Source organism: Pseudomonas tehranensis, assembly GCF_014268615.1.
In the GTDB taxonomy this organism is placed as follows: Bacteria; Pseudomonadota; Gammaproteobacteria; order Pseudomonadales; family Pseudomonadaceae; genus Aquipseudomonas; species Aquipseudomonas tehranensis.
Genome location: NZ_JABWQV010000007.1, coordinates 1 through 14,382 on the forward strand (window position 1 = coordinate 1; position 14,382 = coordinate 14,382).

A 14,382-nucleotide genomic window follows, 5' to 3' on the forward strand; every position below is an offset into this window, starting at 1 on the left:
CCTGTGGGAGCGAGCCTGCTCGCGAAGACGCCAGCACATCCAGCATAGAAGTGACTGATCCACCGCTTTCGCAAGCAAGCCCGCTCCCACACTGGGTCTCTGGTGTACGCAGCATTTGCGTTCGCCACCGGACCTTGTGGGAGCGAGCCTGCTCGCGATGCTTTTGCAGCCATCACACCAGGTAGTGTTTCAACTCCCGGGCGATGACCATTCGCTGGATCTCGCTCGACCCTTCATAGATCTGGGTAATCCGCGCATCGCGGTAGTAGCGCTCCACCGGATAGTCCTCTAGATAGCCGTACCCGCCATGAATCTGTATCGCCGAGGAACAGACCTTCTCGGCCATTTCCGAGGCGAACAGCTTGGCCTGGGAGGCCTCCGACAGGCATGGTTTGCCGGCGCTGCGCAGGCGGGCGGCATGGAGGATCAGCAAGCGGGCGGCGTTCAGCCGGGTGTGCATGTCGGCCAGCAGGTTGGCGATGCTCTGGTGTTCGATGATCGGCTTGTCGAACTGCACCCGGTCCCGCGAGTAAGCCAGGGCCGCTTCAAACGCCGCACGGGCGATGCCCAGGGCCTGCGCCGCAATGCCGATGCGGCCGCCTTCGAGGTTGGACAAGGCGATTGCCAGGCCTTTGCCTCGTGCTCCCAACAGGTTTGCTTCGGGGACGCTGCAGTTGCTCAAGGTGACGGCGCAGGTGTCCGAGGCGCGAATGCCCATCTTGTGTTCGGTGCGATCGACGATGAACCCCGGCGTATCGGTGGGCACCAGAAACGCGGAAATGCCTTTCTTGCCGAGCTCCGGGTCCGTCACCGCAAAGACAATCGCCAGCTTCGCGCGCTTGCCGTTGCTGACGAATTGCTTGGCGCCATTGATGACCCATTGGCCGTCCCGCAGTTCGGCGCGGGTGCGCAGGTTGTGGGCTTCGGACCCGGCCTGGGGTTCGGTGAGGCAGAAGCAGCCAATGGACTGGCCGCTGGCCAGATCGGCCAACCAAGTCTGCTTCTGCTCTTCAGTGCCGTAATTGAGGACCGGCCCGCAACCCACCGAGTTGTGAATGCTCATCAGCGCCCCGGTGGCGCCATCGCCCGCGGAGATTTCTTCCACCGCGAGGGCATAGGCCACGTAATCGACGTAGGTGCCGCCCCATTCCTCGGGCACTACCATGCCCAGCAGACCCAGTTCACCCATCTTCGCCACCAGGGCGTCGTCGATCCAGCCGGCTTTTTCCCAGGCCTGGGCATGAGGGGCGATCTCGCCGCGGGCAAAATCCCGGGCCATGTCGCGGATCATCACTTGCTCTTCGGTCAGCTCAAGGTCGTGCATGGTTCAGTTCCCGTGGTCGTCGAAGCCGTCGAAGAAACTCGCCACGTGGCGCTTGTCCAGCGCCTCCAGGGTCGGCGGGTTCCAGCGCGGGTTCTTGTCTTTGTCGATGAGCAAGGCGCGCACGCCTTCGATCAGATCGCCGCGCTCGAACCATTGGCGGTCCAGGTGCAGTTCCAGGGTAAAACAGTCTTCCAGGCTCAAATGCCGGCCGCGCCGCAGCATTTCCAGGGTTACGGCCATGGCCAGGGGCGAGCGGGTCTCCAGCAGGTCGGCGGTTTTCAGCGCCCACTCATGGCTGTTGGCGACGGTGACCTGACGCAACTGCTCCACCATGCTTGGCACGTCCGCAAGGGCAAAGAAGTGATCGATGGCCGGGCGCAGGTCCGCCAGAGGCGGGGCAGGCAACTGCTGCATGCCGAGTTTCGCCAGCAGGCCTTGCAGATCTTTGAGGGGGGCGTCGTGCCATTCCAGGTGGTCGAGGCGCTCATCGAGCCGATCGAGCTTGTCGCTGTCCAGATACCAATCGGCCAGCCCGCAATACAGCGCGTCGGCAGCACCGATCTGTACGCCACTGACCCCCAGGTAGATGCCCAGTTCGCCAGAAATGCGCGGCAGGAAATAGCTGCCCCCGACGTCGGGGAAGTACCCGATGGCGACTTCCGGCATGCCCAGGCGGCTACGTTCGGTCACCACCCGCAGGTCGGCGCCTTGTGCCAAGCCCATGCCGCCGCCCAGGACGAAACCATCCATCAAGGCGAGGATCGGTTTGCGATAGTGATGAATCGTCAGGTCGAGGGCGTATTCCTCGACGAAGAAGTCTTGGTGCAGGTTGTCGCCCTGCTTGTGGCTGTCATACAGCGAGCGGATATCGCCGCCGGCGCAAAACGCCTTGTCACCGGCACCGCGCAGTACCACGGCGCGGATCTGTGGGTCCAGAGCCCAGGTATCGAGCTGTTGCTGCAAGCTGCGCACCATGCCCAGCGTCAGGGCGTTGAGACCGGCGGGGCGGTTCAGGGTCAAGTGGCCGATGTGGTTGCGCACTTCGACCAGCACTTCATGAGCCACGGCTTCGATGGGTCCCGAGGCTTGTGATGAAACCTGAGCTGTCATCGCTAACTCCCTGCTTTTATTGTTCTTTATGAATTGTGTCGCGCGTACCCGGTCAGGATCGTACCAGTGCAAATTTGCCTTGCACAACCGGGATACGTGCAGGTCCTGTCTGCATATTTATAGCAGCCACAGGTTCAGCCGCGACCCGAGAGCACTTGCGTGATGCTGCGACGCCTGGCATTGCGTTCGCTGGCGTGGATCAATTGCTCGAGATCTTCGGGGGTTACGTCAAAGAATGCTTCCATTTGCTCAAGAGCGAGCTTCAAGTCCTCAGCCGTAATGGCCTGACTGTCGACGGGGGACTGGTCGGCGGGAATGACCGGCGTCGGCTCGCTGGCTCGCTTGGGATAGCGCACGCGCGTCAGGTTGTTGTAGGCCAATGCACTCAAGAGCAGGGTGGAACCGGCCAGCATGGCGGCGCCGACGGCCTGCCAGTCCAAGGCGATGATCGACGGATCGGCCAATACCATCGTCGCTGCCAAGGCGCCCGCCGGAGGGTGCAGGCAACGCAACCAGCACATCAACACCAGCGCCATGCCGGCCGCCAGGCAGGCGCTCCCCAGGGTACGGCCCAGCACATGGGCCACCAGCAATGCCACGACCGAGGCGCACAAGTAACCGCCGAAAATCGACCAGGGCTGGGCGAGGGAACCTGAAGAGACGGCAAACAACAGCACCGCCGAGGCGCCAAGCGGGCCAATCAGGTGTTGCGCTACTTCAAGGCCGAAGACCTGGCCACACAGCCACACACTGAACATCGTCCCCAGCGCCATGCCGATGGCGGCCCGGCTCCATTCGGTGGGGCGGGTATTGATAGCAGCGGGGAACCAGCGCGAAAGCATTCAGCGAAAATCCAAAAAACGAACAAAAAAAGGGGCTTACGGGAGAATCCCTGAAAGCCCTTTAAGTGTTCCAACAGTTGGGGGAGGAACGATGCACAGTGTGCCGTTCGCCGCCCTTGCTTACAAATTCATATTAATGCTGTTTGAGTGCACTTATTTTGAAGTAAAGGAATCATGCGCTTTTGGAAGCTTGAAACCAGGTTTGCTGAGCAATCGGCAGGTTGCACGATTGCCCACGCCCTATGGGGAAATAGGTAAAGCCCTTGTCTGTCATGCGGTCCGGGTCATACAGGTTACGGCCATCGAAAATCACCGCAGCCTTGAGTCGTTGCTGGATCAGATCGAAATCCGGCGCCTTGAACGGTTGCCATTCAGTGCAGATCACCAGTGCATCGGCCCCCGGCAAAACCGATTCCGGCGTGCCCATCAACATCAGCTTCGATTCGTCGGGATAAAGTTGCTGGGTCTGCTGCATGGCCTCCGGGTCAAAGGCGCGGACACTGGCGCCGGCACCCCACAACGCCTCCAGAAGGGTACGACTCGGCGCGTCGCGCATGTCGTCGGTGTTGGGCTTGAAGGCCAAGCCCCACACTGCAAACGTTCTACCGCGCAAATCGCCTTGGTAGAACGCCTGGATGCGTTCGAACAGCTTGTGTTTCTGCCGTTGGTTGATGGTTTCCACTGCTTGCAACAGATCGCTGGAGCAGTGGGCTTGCTCGGCCGTGTGGATCAGCGCACGCATGTCCTTGGGAAAACACGAGCCCCCGTAGCCGCAGCCTGGGTAAATGAAGTGATAACCGATGCGCGAGTCCGCACCGATGCCCAGGCGCACGGACTCGATGTCAGCACCCAGGTGTTCCGCCAGCTCCGCGATCTGGTTGATGAAGCTGATCTTCGTCGCCAGCATGCCGTTGGCTGCGTACTTGGTCAGCTCGGCGCTGCGCAGGTCCATGAACAGAATCCGGTCATGGTTGCGATTGAAGGGCGCATACAAGTCGCGCATGGTGTCGCGCACTTCATCGCGTTCGCAGCCGATCACGATGCGATCCGGACGTCGACAATCGGCCACCGCCGAGCCTTCCTTGAGAAACTCGGGGTTGGACACGATATCGAACTGCAACAAACGGCCAGCCTTGAGCAGGCATTTGTCGATGTGCGCCCGCAAGGCATCGCCGGTGCCCACCGGTACGGTGGATTTCTCCACGACAAGGACTGGCTGTTCGCGGTAACGAGCGACCGCCTCACCGACGGCCAGGACCTGACTCAAATCGGCCGAGCCATCTTCCCTGGAAGGTGTACCCACGGCGATGAACAGCACCTGGCCGTGCTGCACGGCAAGCTGGTCATCGTGGGTGAAATGCAGGCGTCCTGCCTCCAGCCCCTCACGCACCAGCGCGGCCAGACCGGGTTCGAAGATACTCACCTGGCCCTGGCGCAGGCTTTCGACTTTCTGTTCGTCTATGTCCATGCACACCACGTCATGGCCCACCTCGGCCAACACGGCCGCTTGCACCAATCCCACGTAACCACTACCGAATACACTGATTTTCATGGCGGACTCCCTGGATCATTTCCGAACGGGCAGGCACGTACAACCCGCACATCGCCGCAATGCGCGCATCTGCAGAATAAGTCGGGGATATTTCAGTTCGCTGACAGGCTGCAACCGCGTGGGAGGTAGCGCTTCGAGCCGGTATCCGGCAGGCAGCCCTGTGACGAACTCCGGGCCCGCTCGTCCTGCACCGGCGCGTGGGCGGGCGCCGATGCAAGTCCGGTCACTTTCATTACAGCGGAATTTAGTTCTGGAGCAGCTTGAGCGATGCTGCTATACAAAGTTTGCGGGTGCTCAACGCACAATGTCCTCCACATGGCACGTGTCGAGGCGTTCTGGCGGGCCGATAGCGAAAGATCTGGAAGGGAAGAGAAACAGGGATCAGTTCATTTCCGTCAAAGGGATTGTCAGACGATGCGGTTGTGTTTATTCAGCGGGTTGGACCGCATCGAAGTGGGTGAGCGAGGCAGTTTTGGTGACAGGCAGCCCGAATCAAATAGGGGCCGCGAAAGCTACGATGGTCTTGCAGTCAAGCTGAGCCTGCATGAGAGCTGGCAGGTGGAAAGCTTTGTTCGTCGGTATTTGCGCGGTGCTGGTCATATACACCGGCTACGCGCTTTATTATCCAGCCAGGTTTCCCTGATCCAGCTTCTGGGTGATGAAGAGGTTCTGCGACAGGTTGCAAACCACCTCCAGAACGGGAATTTTTGTGCCTATTTTTATAAGCACGAGCCGACGAAGCCCATCAGGCTGCCGGGGGGAGGGGTAGATAGTGCGGTTCGGGGCGCTGAGCCTGCAAGAGCCGTGAAGCCGGTGGTGACCAGAGAGCAACTTCAGGTCATCGCCCCAGCCGCAGTTGAGGAAACTCACGCCCAGCAGGACCTTGAGGCGGCCAGGCTTGAGGCCGCGGCGAGGGAAGCAATCCCGCTCCTTGAGGTTTGCCCCACCCCATGAACGCCTGCGCGCTAGACCGACTGATGACACTGCTGTGGCCAGACGAAGGTGATTATTCTGGCCAACAGGTCTATTGGTTGCTCGACGGAGCGCGCGATCCCCGGATTTCAAAAATGGTTCGTTACGGCGAACTCACATTCTGGTGCTTATACTCCGGCTGGCTGACCCCGCGCCTACGGGCAGCGGCACCCTATCTTGTAAAGCTAACACCTGGGTCACCCGCGACGATGGCGATGCTTGGCAACGGCTGGGGACGAGCCTGGGGGATATTCATTGTCGCGCCGGCCTCAGTGGATATGTTCCACATACGGTTACATTGTAAAAAACTCCTTCACGTTCAAACACGGGAGGGAAAACGGCTGGTATTTCGTTATTACGACCCACGGGTGCTGTCGATCTTCCTGCCGACCTGTACCCATGAGGAGTTCACGAAATTTCTCGGGCCGTTGAAGCGACTGCTCGTCGAATCGGAGGAGGGCGCGCGCTGGACATCGTTTGACAGCCAGGCTCAGACCATGCGCGTGTTGTCAGGGGCGTTCTGATCACGTCATCACCCAACAGGACAAGACAGTGGAGGCAGGGACGACCGGCATGAGCACGCAGGCTGAACGGAGCGTCGCGCAAAGGCGGATGCGGCAGGGATTGCGATGGTGGCGGCTGGGCCTTCAGGACCGCGCTGCGGAGTGTTTTGCCACTGCCGCACAACTGGTGCCGGAGAACGCACAATACCGTGTCCAGCAGGGCGAGCTGGCTCGGTGGCGGCAAAACTGCCAGCGCCTGATTGGCGGTGACGTGGTGAGTGATCCGACTTTATCGGCGAAGAGCATGTACCTGAGCGTGCTAGGAGTGCAGCACGCGGCCTGGCTCTACGAGGCGCAGCGGCAGGCCGACTTGGCGGCATCGGCGGGGGTGCCTCGACTTCATTGCCTGGCGGAGGCTCAACGCTATATCCACGAAGCGGGAATGCGCCCCGACGAACTGTTGGCGATAGCAGTTTTCTGCCGCACTTCAGGTTTTGTCGGCTCGATACGCTTGTGCCTCGCTGGACGAGCCGCGCTGATGACCTACTGGATCACGCCCCGACAACAGGGGCATGGCTTTGGCACGGGTGCTTTGGAGCTGACGCGGACGTTGGCGAGTCTTCGCGGCATACAGCATATTTTCGCGGTCACGCAGCCAGCCAACTTTCAGTCGCGGGCCGCACTGGCCAAGGCCGGATTCAACACCATCGCCACCGTACTTGCCATGGATCGCATTCTTGAACTGTGGTGCGCCGGTCCCAGGGAGGATATCGGCAGGCCAGTGTGCGACACGGCGAGCGCGGTGTTCAGGCGCTTTTTCCAAGGAAAAACGTCTGAAGAACCTTGAGGGGGCGTTTTATGTTTTTCATTCGAGACGAGCAACTGTCCGCCCTGGCCACCGTGACACGACAGGCCTTTGTCGCGTTAGCCTGCGAACATCTGCGGCGGCACTTTCCGGATGTTGATGCTGAACGTGGGGATCTCTGGCCAGGGCGCGTGGAGCGGGCTCTGACGCAGGCGGCCGCGCTGGGGCTTCACAGTGCTCATCTGCAATGGCGGTTTCTTCATCTGTCCGCCGTCATGGACTGGGATTTTATCAAACGACCGCAGCTGCAGTGGGTCATGCAGATTCTCACCGACCCTCGTGTAAGCAGCGCTTCGGACCGCCTGGATCGGGCCTTCGATGAGCTTCGTTATCGCGTAGCCACGCAAGTTGCCAACGAGGCGCTGGTGCAAGGCAGCGTTGACACCCGCCCTGCACACGAATGACGTTGCGTTTTATTGGAGCTCTATGGACCCACGCCTGCTTGCCCAACTGGATGACGCCGAACGCGCCAGCGACGCCTCGAACCGGCCTGCTGAAACGAGCGGGCCTGTGATGGGCTGTCGCCAGACGTCTTCGCATGCCATTGAAGTCTTGGTGGTGGGCGAGGATGAGCAACCTCTCGTCGATGTCGCGGTGGCACTTCACGACGGGCCGACGCGCGCGCGGTACAGCGTGACAAGACACTCGGGGCAGGTGCGATTTGAGGGGCTTTCGCCCGGCAACTTCACGTTGACCTTTCCGGACTGGGACCGTGACGCCTGGATTGCACTTCGTCAGGAGAGCATCGTCCCTTCCATCCAAGGGCCCCTGGCACCCATTACCTGGGAACCGAGGAGGGACGTGGTTACAAATGTAATCGAACACACGGTTCTAGCGGGCGAATGCCTCGCCGACCTGGCGTTCCGGCACGGTTTCGCGTTGCGTACGCTATGGGAAGCACTGCCCAACGTGGCGCTGCGAGAGGCAGGGCGCAGTCCCTATCTGTTGCAGCCCGGTGAGTCAGTGCATATTCCCGAGCGTAGGCAGAACTCGATGCTGGCCACGCTGGACACGCGCCATATCGTGAAACGCAAGGATGTCCCTGAGACGTTTCAGGTGCGATTCCTCGACTGGCGAGGTGAACCCAGGCGAGATTTGCCCTGTATTGTGCGGACCCTCTCGGCCGACGGAAAACCACTGCCCGATCGCCCTGGTCGGCTGGATGGCGATGGCGTATTGAAGCACTCCATTGCCCCGGATGCGGTAACGGTGGAGGTGCTCTTGCAGACTGGGTTTCTCGTCGAGCCCTACGTTTTCCAGCTCGGACACATCGATCCCTCGGACTCGGACAGCGGTTTCGCCGGACGTGCCCAGGCGCTGGGATTCAGCCAACGTCACGACCGTGCACTACAACCAGAGGAACTCGCCTGGATGTGTCAGGTACTAGGCGAGGAGTCGCTCGATGATCTGAACGAGGTCTTGAAACGTCGCCTCGCGGCCCTTTATCGCAGCTAAAGCGCGGGAGCCCCCTATGGAACTGGCGCCGGTCCCGGACAGACAACGTTATGCACTGCTGATCTCGTTCGGGGCCGCGGTCAACATCGACATCCGCAACGGCGATGGCGCCTATTACAACTGGATGTTGGATTTCTTCCGTTCGGCGAGCAGCTCCCAGGCCGCGTGTGTCAGAGGGTTTCATGCGATGGCCTCGCAAACCGTTACTCAACCGGAGAACCAGGAGAAATTCAATCAAGTGACGCTGGAGGCCGTGGATGATCTGATCAGGCATTCACCGGACGTCCCCGTTCTAGTGGTGAACTGGCATATGAGGTTCACCGGTCAGGCAAACGCCCACACGGGACGCGGTATTCATAAGGGACTGGTGGAAAGCATCAAAGCTCTATGCAAAAAGTACGGTAAGGAGTGCCGGTTTATCCTGACGGTGCATGAGTTCCGCGGCCAGGGCATGCTTGAAGAACTCAGCCCCCACCTGGACGGCATAATCGCACTGAACCCCACTGTCCGCCTTGAACTTGTCCATTTGCTGGGAGGCGCCGCCCAGGTGATTCATCTGTCCCAGGTGCCCAACTTCATGCGCACACAGAGTGGCGAGGCCGCGGATGCCTTGCGAAGAGGCCTGGCACTCGGTCCTGAAATATTCCCTCGTTCAGGCGGCGGGGCCTCAAGTTCAAGTTCAAGTTCAAGTTTGAGCATCGGAGGAGGTAGTTCCAGTTCCAGTTCGAGTTCCGAAAGCACGACGAAACTGCCTGCAACGGGATTTGACTACGATGTAGTGATTGGCCACTGGATAGCACGATTGAAAGAAACCACCCGACACGCTCCCCCATCGTCATCGTCATCGTCATCGACAGCTATCAGCCGTTTGCCCCCAAACCCGCATAGCAGACTGAAGGGTATTCTGATTTTCGGGACTATTTGTGGCAGGCATGTCACAGCGGCAACGTTGCGGGCGCTGGCGTTGGCCATTAGAAAAAGACCCAAAGTATTTGACGGTCAGTTCAAAGTCGTGATTGCCGGAAACCCGAAAAACAAGGGGTTGATGGCCTCTTTCAAGTCACTGATTGAAGAAGAACGATTAACCAATATCTCGATTATCAACGCGATCGACACCCTCGATCGTCTCGCTTGTGTGAAGTATGCAATTTCCTTCGACACGGATGGCTATCGGGATAACGCTTCGGCCATGATCAATGTGATTCGTGCGGGGTTCCTGCTGTTCTCTCGACGGAGTGCGGAGGAGAAAGCATTCTATAGGGGCGTCGCTGTTGCCGAGACAGACGAAGACTTGATCAAGCGAGCCCTCGATATCATTGCGGAGTGTGAGGGGGAGAATGGCGACAATCGGCGTGCTTACTATCTCGCCGCGCAACAGGGACGCTCCAGGCGAGCGGCGCCCGACAGAGTAGGAGAGGCCCTCGACCATATCTTTCATGTCATCGCTTTTCCGCGTGCCGTGTTGCCACATCCCCGTGGCGTTCTGGGCACGGTCTTGCCGTCGACCTTGGGTGATGTGGACCCGGATTTTGATGACATGGAGGTATCCAGCATTCCTTGGTTAGACGAGGAGGAAGACCCGGACTTGTCTCCTCTCCCATATCCCTCCCAGGATGATGATTTGGGTGACGGACGCACACGGCAGCAGCGGGAGATGTACTACTACGGATATGACGACGATGACGAGGACGATGACGATGACGACGGGGATTTTGAGGAAGAAGAGGAGGGCGATGACGAGGACAGTATTGCCCCTTCCACGGTACCGGTTCAGCCAGCGCTTCCCGTTGTCTTTGCTTCGAATATCCAAGACGGACATGAAAGCTCTTCTTCCGATAACGATGAAGATCACGATGAAGATGAAGATGAAGAGGATCCCTATTTTTCTCCTCTCTTGTATCCCGCCCAGGATGATGATCTGGGTGACGAACGCACACGGCAGCAGCGGGAGATGTACTACTACGGATATGACGATGACGATGACGATGATGAGGGTGACGAGGACGACCTAGACGAAGAGGAGGATGATGAGGGGGACGAGGATGACGAGAACGAGTCGAGGAGGAAGAGAAGGCGAAGGTAAGATCGAAAGTTGTCGCTTGGTAATGGCGGCAGCTGAATTATCCTCTTCATAAGACTGCTTGCTCCTGCCTGGAGAATCCGACGCCAGATCGCTGGCATCGGGTTTTATTGGGTCCTTGAGCGGCAGATGATTGCGCGAATCCGTAGCCGTCAGGCCTTGACCCAGCGCTGACGACTCCAACTGCTCAGCGTATCGACCGCAAGGACCAGCAACAGCATCGCCAGAATCACCGTGCTGGCCTGCGCCTCCTGGAACAGGCTGAGGCTGACATAAAGCATTTGCCCCAATCCGCCGGCGCCGACGAAGCCGAGCACGCTGGCCATGCGGATGTTGTTCTCCCAGCGGTACAGGCTGTAGGCCAACAGCTGCGGCATCAGGTTGGGCAGGGTGCCGTAACAGAACGCCCACACGGCATTGCCGCCTTGCAGGCGAATGGCTTCGGCCGGTTCTGGTGGGGTGTTTTCCAGCGCTTCGGCAAACAGCCGACCGAGCACGCCGGTGGTGTGCAGGGCCAATGCCAGGGTGCCGGCATTGGGGCCCAGCCCTGCAGCCAGGACCATCAGCGCCGCCCACACCAGTTCAGGAACCGCGCGCAAGGCGTTGAGTATCAGGCGCGAGGCGCTTTGCATCGGCCAACCGAAGCGCCCAGCGGCGGGCAAGGCCAATACCAGGCCGAACACTGCCGCAAGCAGGGTGCCAAGGGCGGACATGGCAATGGTTTCCAGGGCTCCGTGGCCGATTGCTTTCAGATGGCTGGGGCTCAGGTCCGGGCTGAGAAAACGTTGGGCATAAGCGCCCATCCGGTTCAGGTTGCCGCTGTCGCCAAGCTGGCCGAGGTCGATGCCCAGATAGGCGAACGAGGCGACGACAGCTGCGCCGATGCACAGGAACAATAGCGCGTTGATCAGGCGGTTCATGCCAGCCTCCAGCGCAGCAGGCGACTGAGTTGATCGGCCAGCAGGACTAGGACGAGGAACGTCAACAGCATGCTGGCCACTTCACCACCGGCGAACATGCGCAACGACAGGTCCATTTGCTGGCCCAGGCCACCGGCACCGACGAAGCCCATCACCACCGAGGCGCGGATGGCGCACTCCCAGCGGTACACCGTGTAGGACAGCAGCTCCGCCGCGACATTGGGTAGGATCCCGTAGCAGAAGGCTGTCAGTCGGCCGCTGCCGGCCTGCAACAGCGCATGGGCCGGACGCTGGTCGACCGACTCGTAGATTTCCGCGTAGACCTTGCCCAACATGCCGCTGTAGGTGATGGCGATGGCCAGCACCCCGGCCGTCGGACCAAGGCCGACCGCGCGTACGAACAGCAGCGCCCAGACGATTTCCGGCACGCTGCGCAGGAAAATCAGCAGGCCGCGTACCGGCCAACGCAGCAGTTGCCCCCAATAGCCCGGTTGGCCGCCACGGGAGGCCGCCGACAGCGACAGGGCACGGCTGGCCAGCAGGCTGGCGGGAACGGCGAACAGCAATGCCAGGGCCATGCCGGCTGTGGCGATGGCCAGGGTCTGCAAGGTGGCTTGCAAGAGCAGCTCAATGAACGCATCGCCATGGGCTGGTGGCCAGAAGGCGGCGACAAACCGGCCCATCTCGCTTTGACTGTCGCTCGCCAGCAACACGCCAAGGTCCAGCTCGCTGAAGTGGATGCCTGGCCACAGAAGGACAAACGCCAACAGGCAGAGCAGCAGGCGAGGGCCGCTGGCGGGGTCTCGGGTATCGCGTGTCAGCATCGGGGGATCTGCACACTCAAGGGGGAGGGTGGTGCAGGCGAGGGTTGCAACTGCTCATTGGCGTAAAGTTTGTCAAGCCGTTCACGGTCGACAGCATCGGTCGGCAGGTCGAACAGGATCTGTCCGTCACGCAGGCCGATGATCCGCGAAAAGTGCGCCAGGGCCAGGTCCACCGCATGCAGGCTGGCGACCAGGGTGACGTTGTGCTCCCGGGCATGGCGACAGAGCACTGAAAGGGTGTGCTCGGCCAGCACCGGATCCATGGCTGAAACCGGTTCATCGGCCAGCAACACCTCGGGTGCCTGATACAGCACCCGGGCAATACCCACGCGCTGTAGCTGGCCGCCGGAGAGTTGCTGGCATTGCGCGAACAGCTTGTCGCTCAGATCCAGCCTGGTCAATGCCGCCCGTGCGCCGGAAACATCCAGCGGGTGCAGCAGATTCAGCAGGCTCTTGCCCATGCCCCATTGCCCCAGTTTGCCAGCGAGCACCGCCGTGACCACGCGCTGGCGCGGTGGCAGGGGCGGCGCTTGGTGAATCAGGCCGATGCGCGCGCGCAGGCGCTGCCGTTGGCGGGCAGACAACTGCCAGACTCGTTCACCGAGCACCTGCATTTCACCGCTCGCCGGTGGCAGGGCCGTGCCCAGCAGATTGAGCAGGCTCGATTTACCCGCGCCAGACGGACCGATGATGGCGACCTGTTCGCCGGCACCGATGTGCAGCTCCACGCCACGTAGCGCCTGGACGCCGTTGGCGTGGGTAACGCTGACCTGGGTCAGATCTAATGTCATTTGAGCAGTTCGGCGGCGCGTGCGGCTTCTTCGATGCCCTTGTAGTTCTCAGGCTTGGTTTCGATGAAGCGGCTGGCAGCCTGCAGATCGAGGATTTCCTTATCCTTCGGATTTGCCGGGTCGAGTGCCAGGAAGGCTGCCTTGATTTTGGCTGCCAGCGCCGGGTCGAGCGTTCCGCGCACCGTCCAGTTGTAGTCGAAGTAGGCCGGGGTGGTGGCAAACACCTTGACCTTGGCGGTGTCGACCTTGCCGGCGGCGACCAGTTTTTCCCAGACGCTGGCGTTCAGTACCCCAGCGTCCACTTTACCGGCCTGGACCCAGGCGACGGTGGCGTCATGGGCGCCGGAGTAACCTACGCGGCTGAAGTAGCTTTCCGGCTTGATACCGTCCTGGAGCATGAAATAGCGCGGCATCAGGCTGCCAGAGGTGGAAGACACCGAACCGAATGCAAAGCTCTTGCCCTTGAGGTCGGCGAGGGATTTGACCGCCGGGTCGGCGCTGATGAATTTACTGGTGAATTGGGCGTCCTGCTCGCGTTGCACGAGCGGGATCGCATTACCGGTTTTCAAGCGCGCCTGCACGAACGTGAAGCCACCCAGCCAGGCCAGGTCGATGCGGTCGGTCGCCAGCGCCTCGACCACAGCCGGGTAGTCGCTCACGGGAATGAACTCGACTTTCATGCCGGTCTGTTGTTCCAGATACGCCCCCAAAGGCTTGAACTTGCGCAGCAGTTCGGTAGGGGCTTCATCGGGAATCGCACTGACTTTCAAGGTGTCGGCAGCCTGGGCCAGCAGGGCGCTGACAGACAGGGTCAAGCCGACGGCCAATGCCAGGGAACGCTTGAGCATGGAAAATCTCCGGTACGTTAACGCAAGAATATTGAAGCGCCAGGCACTCGCGAACAACCGCCTGGCGCTTTGTGAGGGTAGACGAATGAGTGTGCTAACGGTCGTATTTGGCCGCTGTGAATCTCGGCCATCCAGTCACAATGCGCGGATCCTACAAGCTCAAACGCGCGATGCAAGCAGTTCTTGGCTGTTACCGCACCCTGGGGCTGGATTGTCCCGAGCGTTTACGATTTTTTCCATAGTCTGGATGATGTAGCCTCGCAGATGATACATGTCAGTTCGCTATCAGAGGTTTG

At 60.3% G+C, this 14,382-nt stretch carries 14 protein-coding genes; 6 read left to right on the forward strand and 8 right to left on the reverse strand.

What is annotated here, in order from left to right; genetic code table 11:
- Positions 1-172: 172 nt before the first annotated feature.
- The 4 genes from HU811_RS03305 to HU811_RS03320 all read right to left on the reverse strand — a co-directional run bounded on the left by HU811_RS03305 (position 173) and on the right by HU811_RS03320 (position 4,828).
- Positions 173-1,324, reverse strand: coding sequence for an acyl-CoA dehydrogenase family protein (locus HU811_RS03305; protein WP_092398355.1), 1,152 nt, complete (start codon positions 1,322-1,324; stop codon positions 173-175).
- 3 nt (positions 1,325-1,327) lie between these two features.
- Positions 1,328-2,434, reverse strand: a complete 1,107-nt coding sequence (locus HU811_RS03310; RefSeq protein WP_186653929.1) for an enoyl-CoA hydratase/isomerase family protein — start codon at positions 2,432-2,434, stop codon at positions 1,328-1,330.
- A 134-nt stretch (positions 2,435-2,568) separates the two neighbouring features.
- The gene (locus tag HU811_RS03315; RefSeq protein ID WP_186653932.1) at positions 2,569-3,276 is read right to left on the reverse strand and encodes an HPP family protein; all 708 of its coding nucleotides are present in this window, start codon (positions 3,274-3,276) and stop codon (positions 2,569-2,571) included.
- A 172-nt stretch (positions 3,277-3,448) separates the two neighbouring features.
- Entirely contained in the window at positions 3,449-4,828 is a 1,380-nt protein-coding gene (locus tag HU811_RS03320; RefSeq protein WP_186653934.1) for a UDP-glucose dehydrogenase family protein, read from the reverse strand.
- Positions 4,829-5,143: 315 nt separating this feature from the next.
- Here HU811_RS03320 and HU811_RS03325 point away from each other — a divergent pair, with 315 nt between their 5' ends.
- The 6 genes from HU811_RS03325 to HU811_RS03350 are packed head-to-tail and all read left to right on the forward strand — an operon-like array spanning position 5,144 to position 10,706.
- On the forward strand, positions 5,144-5,782 hold the full coding sequence (locus tag HU811_RS03325) for a hypothetical protein (protein WP_186653936.1): 639 nt from the start codon (positions 5,144-5,146) through the stop codon (positions 5,780-5,782).
- 23 nt (positions 5,783-5,805) lie between these two features.
- A complete protein-coding gene (locus tag HU811_RS03330) occupies positions 5,806-6,324 on the forward strand; it encodes a DUF4123 domain-containing protein (protein ID WP_177193349.1) in 519 nt (172 codons plus the stop codon).
- A 49-nt stretch (positions 6,325-6,373) separates the two neighbouring features.
- The gene (locus HU811_RS03335) at positions 6,374-7,150 is read left to right on the forward strand and encodes a GNAT family N-acetyltransferase (RefSeq protein WP_186653937.1); all 777 of its coding nucleotides are present in this window, start codon (positions 6,374-6,376) and stop codon (positions 7,148-7,150) included.
- Positions 7,151-7,161: 11 nt separating this feature from the next.
- Positions 7,162-7,572, forward strand: coding sequence for a hypothetical protein (locus HU811_RS03340; RefSeq protein ID WP_186653938.1), 411 nt, complete (start codon positions 7,162-7,164; stop codon positions 7,570-7,572).
- 22 nt (positions 7,573-7,594) lie between these two features.
- Positions 7,595-8,623 (forward strand): carboxypeptidase-like regulatory domain-containing protein, encoded by a 1,029-nt coding sequence (locus tag HU811_RS03345; protein ID WP_186653939.1) that lies wholly within the window; start codon positions 7,595-7,597, stop codon positions 8,621-8,623.
- 16 nt (positions 8,624-8,639) lie between these two features.
- Positions 8,640-10,706 carry a hypothetical protein gene (locus HU811_RS03350; RefSeq protein WP_186653940.1) on the forward strand — a complete coding sequence of 689 codons (2,067 nt, stop codon included), beginning with the start codon at positions 8,640-8,642 and terminating at the stop codon, positions 10,704-10,706.
- A 149-nt stretch (positions 10,707-10,855) separates the two neighbouring features.
- Here HU811_RS03350 and phnE read toward each other — a convergent pair whose 3' ends face one another.
- The 4 genes from phnE to HU811_RS03370 are packed head-to-tail and all read right to left on the reverse strand — an operon-like array spanning position 10,856 to position 14,086.
- Positions 10,856-11,623, reverse strand: a complete 768-nt coding sequence (phnE, locus tag HU811_RS03355) for a phosphonate ABC transporter, permease protein PhnE (RefSeq protein ID WP_092398335.1) — start codon at positions 11,621-11,623, stop codon at positions 10,856-10,858.
- Positions 11,620-12,447 (reverse strand): PhnE/PtxC family ABC transporter permease, encoded by an 828-nt coding sequence (locus HU811_RS03360; protein WP_092398333.1) that lies wholly within the window; start codon positions 12,445-12,447, stop codon positions 11,620-11,622. Before HU811_RS03360 ends, phnE begins: the two co-directional genes overlap by 4 nt.
- Positions 12,441-13,238, reverse strand: coding sequence for a phosphonate ABC transporter ATP-binding protein (locus tag HU811_RS03365; protein WP_186653942.1), 798 nt, complete (start codon positions 13,236-13,238; stop codon positions 12,441-12,443). The genes HU811_RS03360 and HU811_RS03365 overlap by 7 nt, the downstream gene beginning before the upstream one ends.
- Positions 13,235-14,086, reverse strand: coding sequence for a putative selenate ABC transporter substrate-binding protein (locus HU811_RS03370; protein WP_092453598.1), 852 nt, complete (start codon positions 14,084-14,086; stop codon positions 13,235-13,237). Before HU811_RS03370 ends, HU811_RS03365 begins: the two co-directional genes overlap by 4 nt.
- Between the last annotated feature and the right edge of the window lie 296 nt (positions 14,087-14,382).

Excerpts from the sequence above, each read along its gene's own strand:
- HU811_RS03305 (WP_092398355.1), bottom strand. The coding sequence starts at position 1,324 with ATGCACGACCTTGAGCTGACCGAAGAGCAAGTGATGATCCGCGACATG.
- HU811_RS03310 (WP_186653929.1), bottom strand. The coding sequence starts at position 2,434 with ATGACAGCTCAGGTTTCATCACAAGCCTCGGGACCCATCGAAGCCGTG.
- HU811_RS03315 (WP_186653932.1), bottom strand. The coding sequence starts at position 3,276 with ATGCTTTCGCGCTGGTTCCCCGCTGCTATCAATACCCGCCCCACCGAA.
- HU811_RS03320 (WP_186653934.1), bottom strand. The coding sequence starts at position 4,828 with ATGAAAATCAGTGTATTCGGTAGTGGTTACGTGGGATTGGTGCAAGCG.
- HU811_RS03325 (WP_186653936.1), top strand. The coding sequence starts at position 5,144 with ATGGCACGTGTCGAGGCGTTCTGGCGGGCCGATAGCGAAAGATCTGGA.
- HU811_RS03330 (WP_177193349.1), top strand. The coding sequence starts at position 5,806 with ATGACACTGCTGTGGCCAGACGAAGGTGATTATTCTGGCCAACAGGTC.
- HU811_RS03335 (WP_186653937.1), top strand. The coding sequence starts at position 6,374 with ATGAGCACGCAGGCTGAACGGAGCGTCGCGCAAAGGCGGATGCGGCAG.
- HU811_RS03340 (WP_186653938.1), top strand. The coding sequence starts at position 7,162 with ATGTTTTTCATTCGAGACGAGCAACTGTCCGCCCTGGCCACCGTGACA.
- HU811_RS03345 (WP_186653939.1), top strand. The coding sequence starts at position 7,595 with ATGGACCCACGCCTGCTTGCCCAACTGGATGACGCCGAACGCGCCAGC.
- HU811_RS03350 (WP_186653940.1), top strand. The coding sequence starts at position 8,640 with ATGGAACTGGCGCCGGTCCCGGACAGACAACGTTATGCACTGCTGATC.
- phnE (WP_092398335.1), bottom strand. The coding sequence starts at position 11,623 with ATGAACCGCCTGATCAACGCGCTATTGTTCCTGTGCATCGGCGCAGCT.
- HU811_RS03360 (WP_092398333.1), bottom strand. The coding sequence starts at position 12,447 with ATGCTGACACGCGATACCCGAGACCCCGCCAGCGGCCCTCGCCTGCTG.
- HU811_RS03365 (WP_186653942.1), bottom strand. The coding sequence starts at position 13,238 with ATGACATTAGATCTGACCCAGGTCAGCGTTACCCACGCCAACGGCGTC.
- HU811_RS03370 (WP_092453598.1), bottom strand. The coding sequence starts at position 14,086 with ATGCTCAAGCGTTCCCTGGCATTGGCCGTCGGCTTGACCCTGTCTGTC.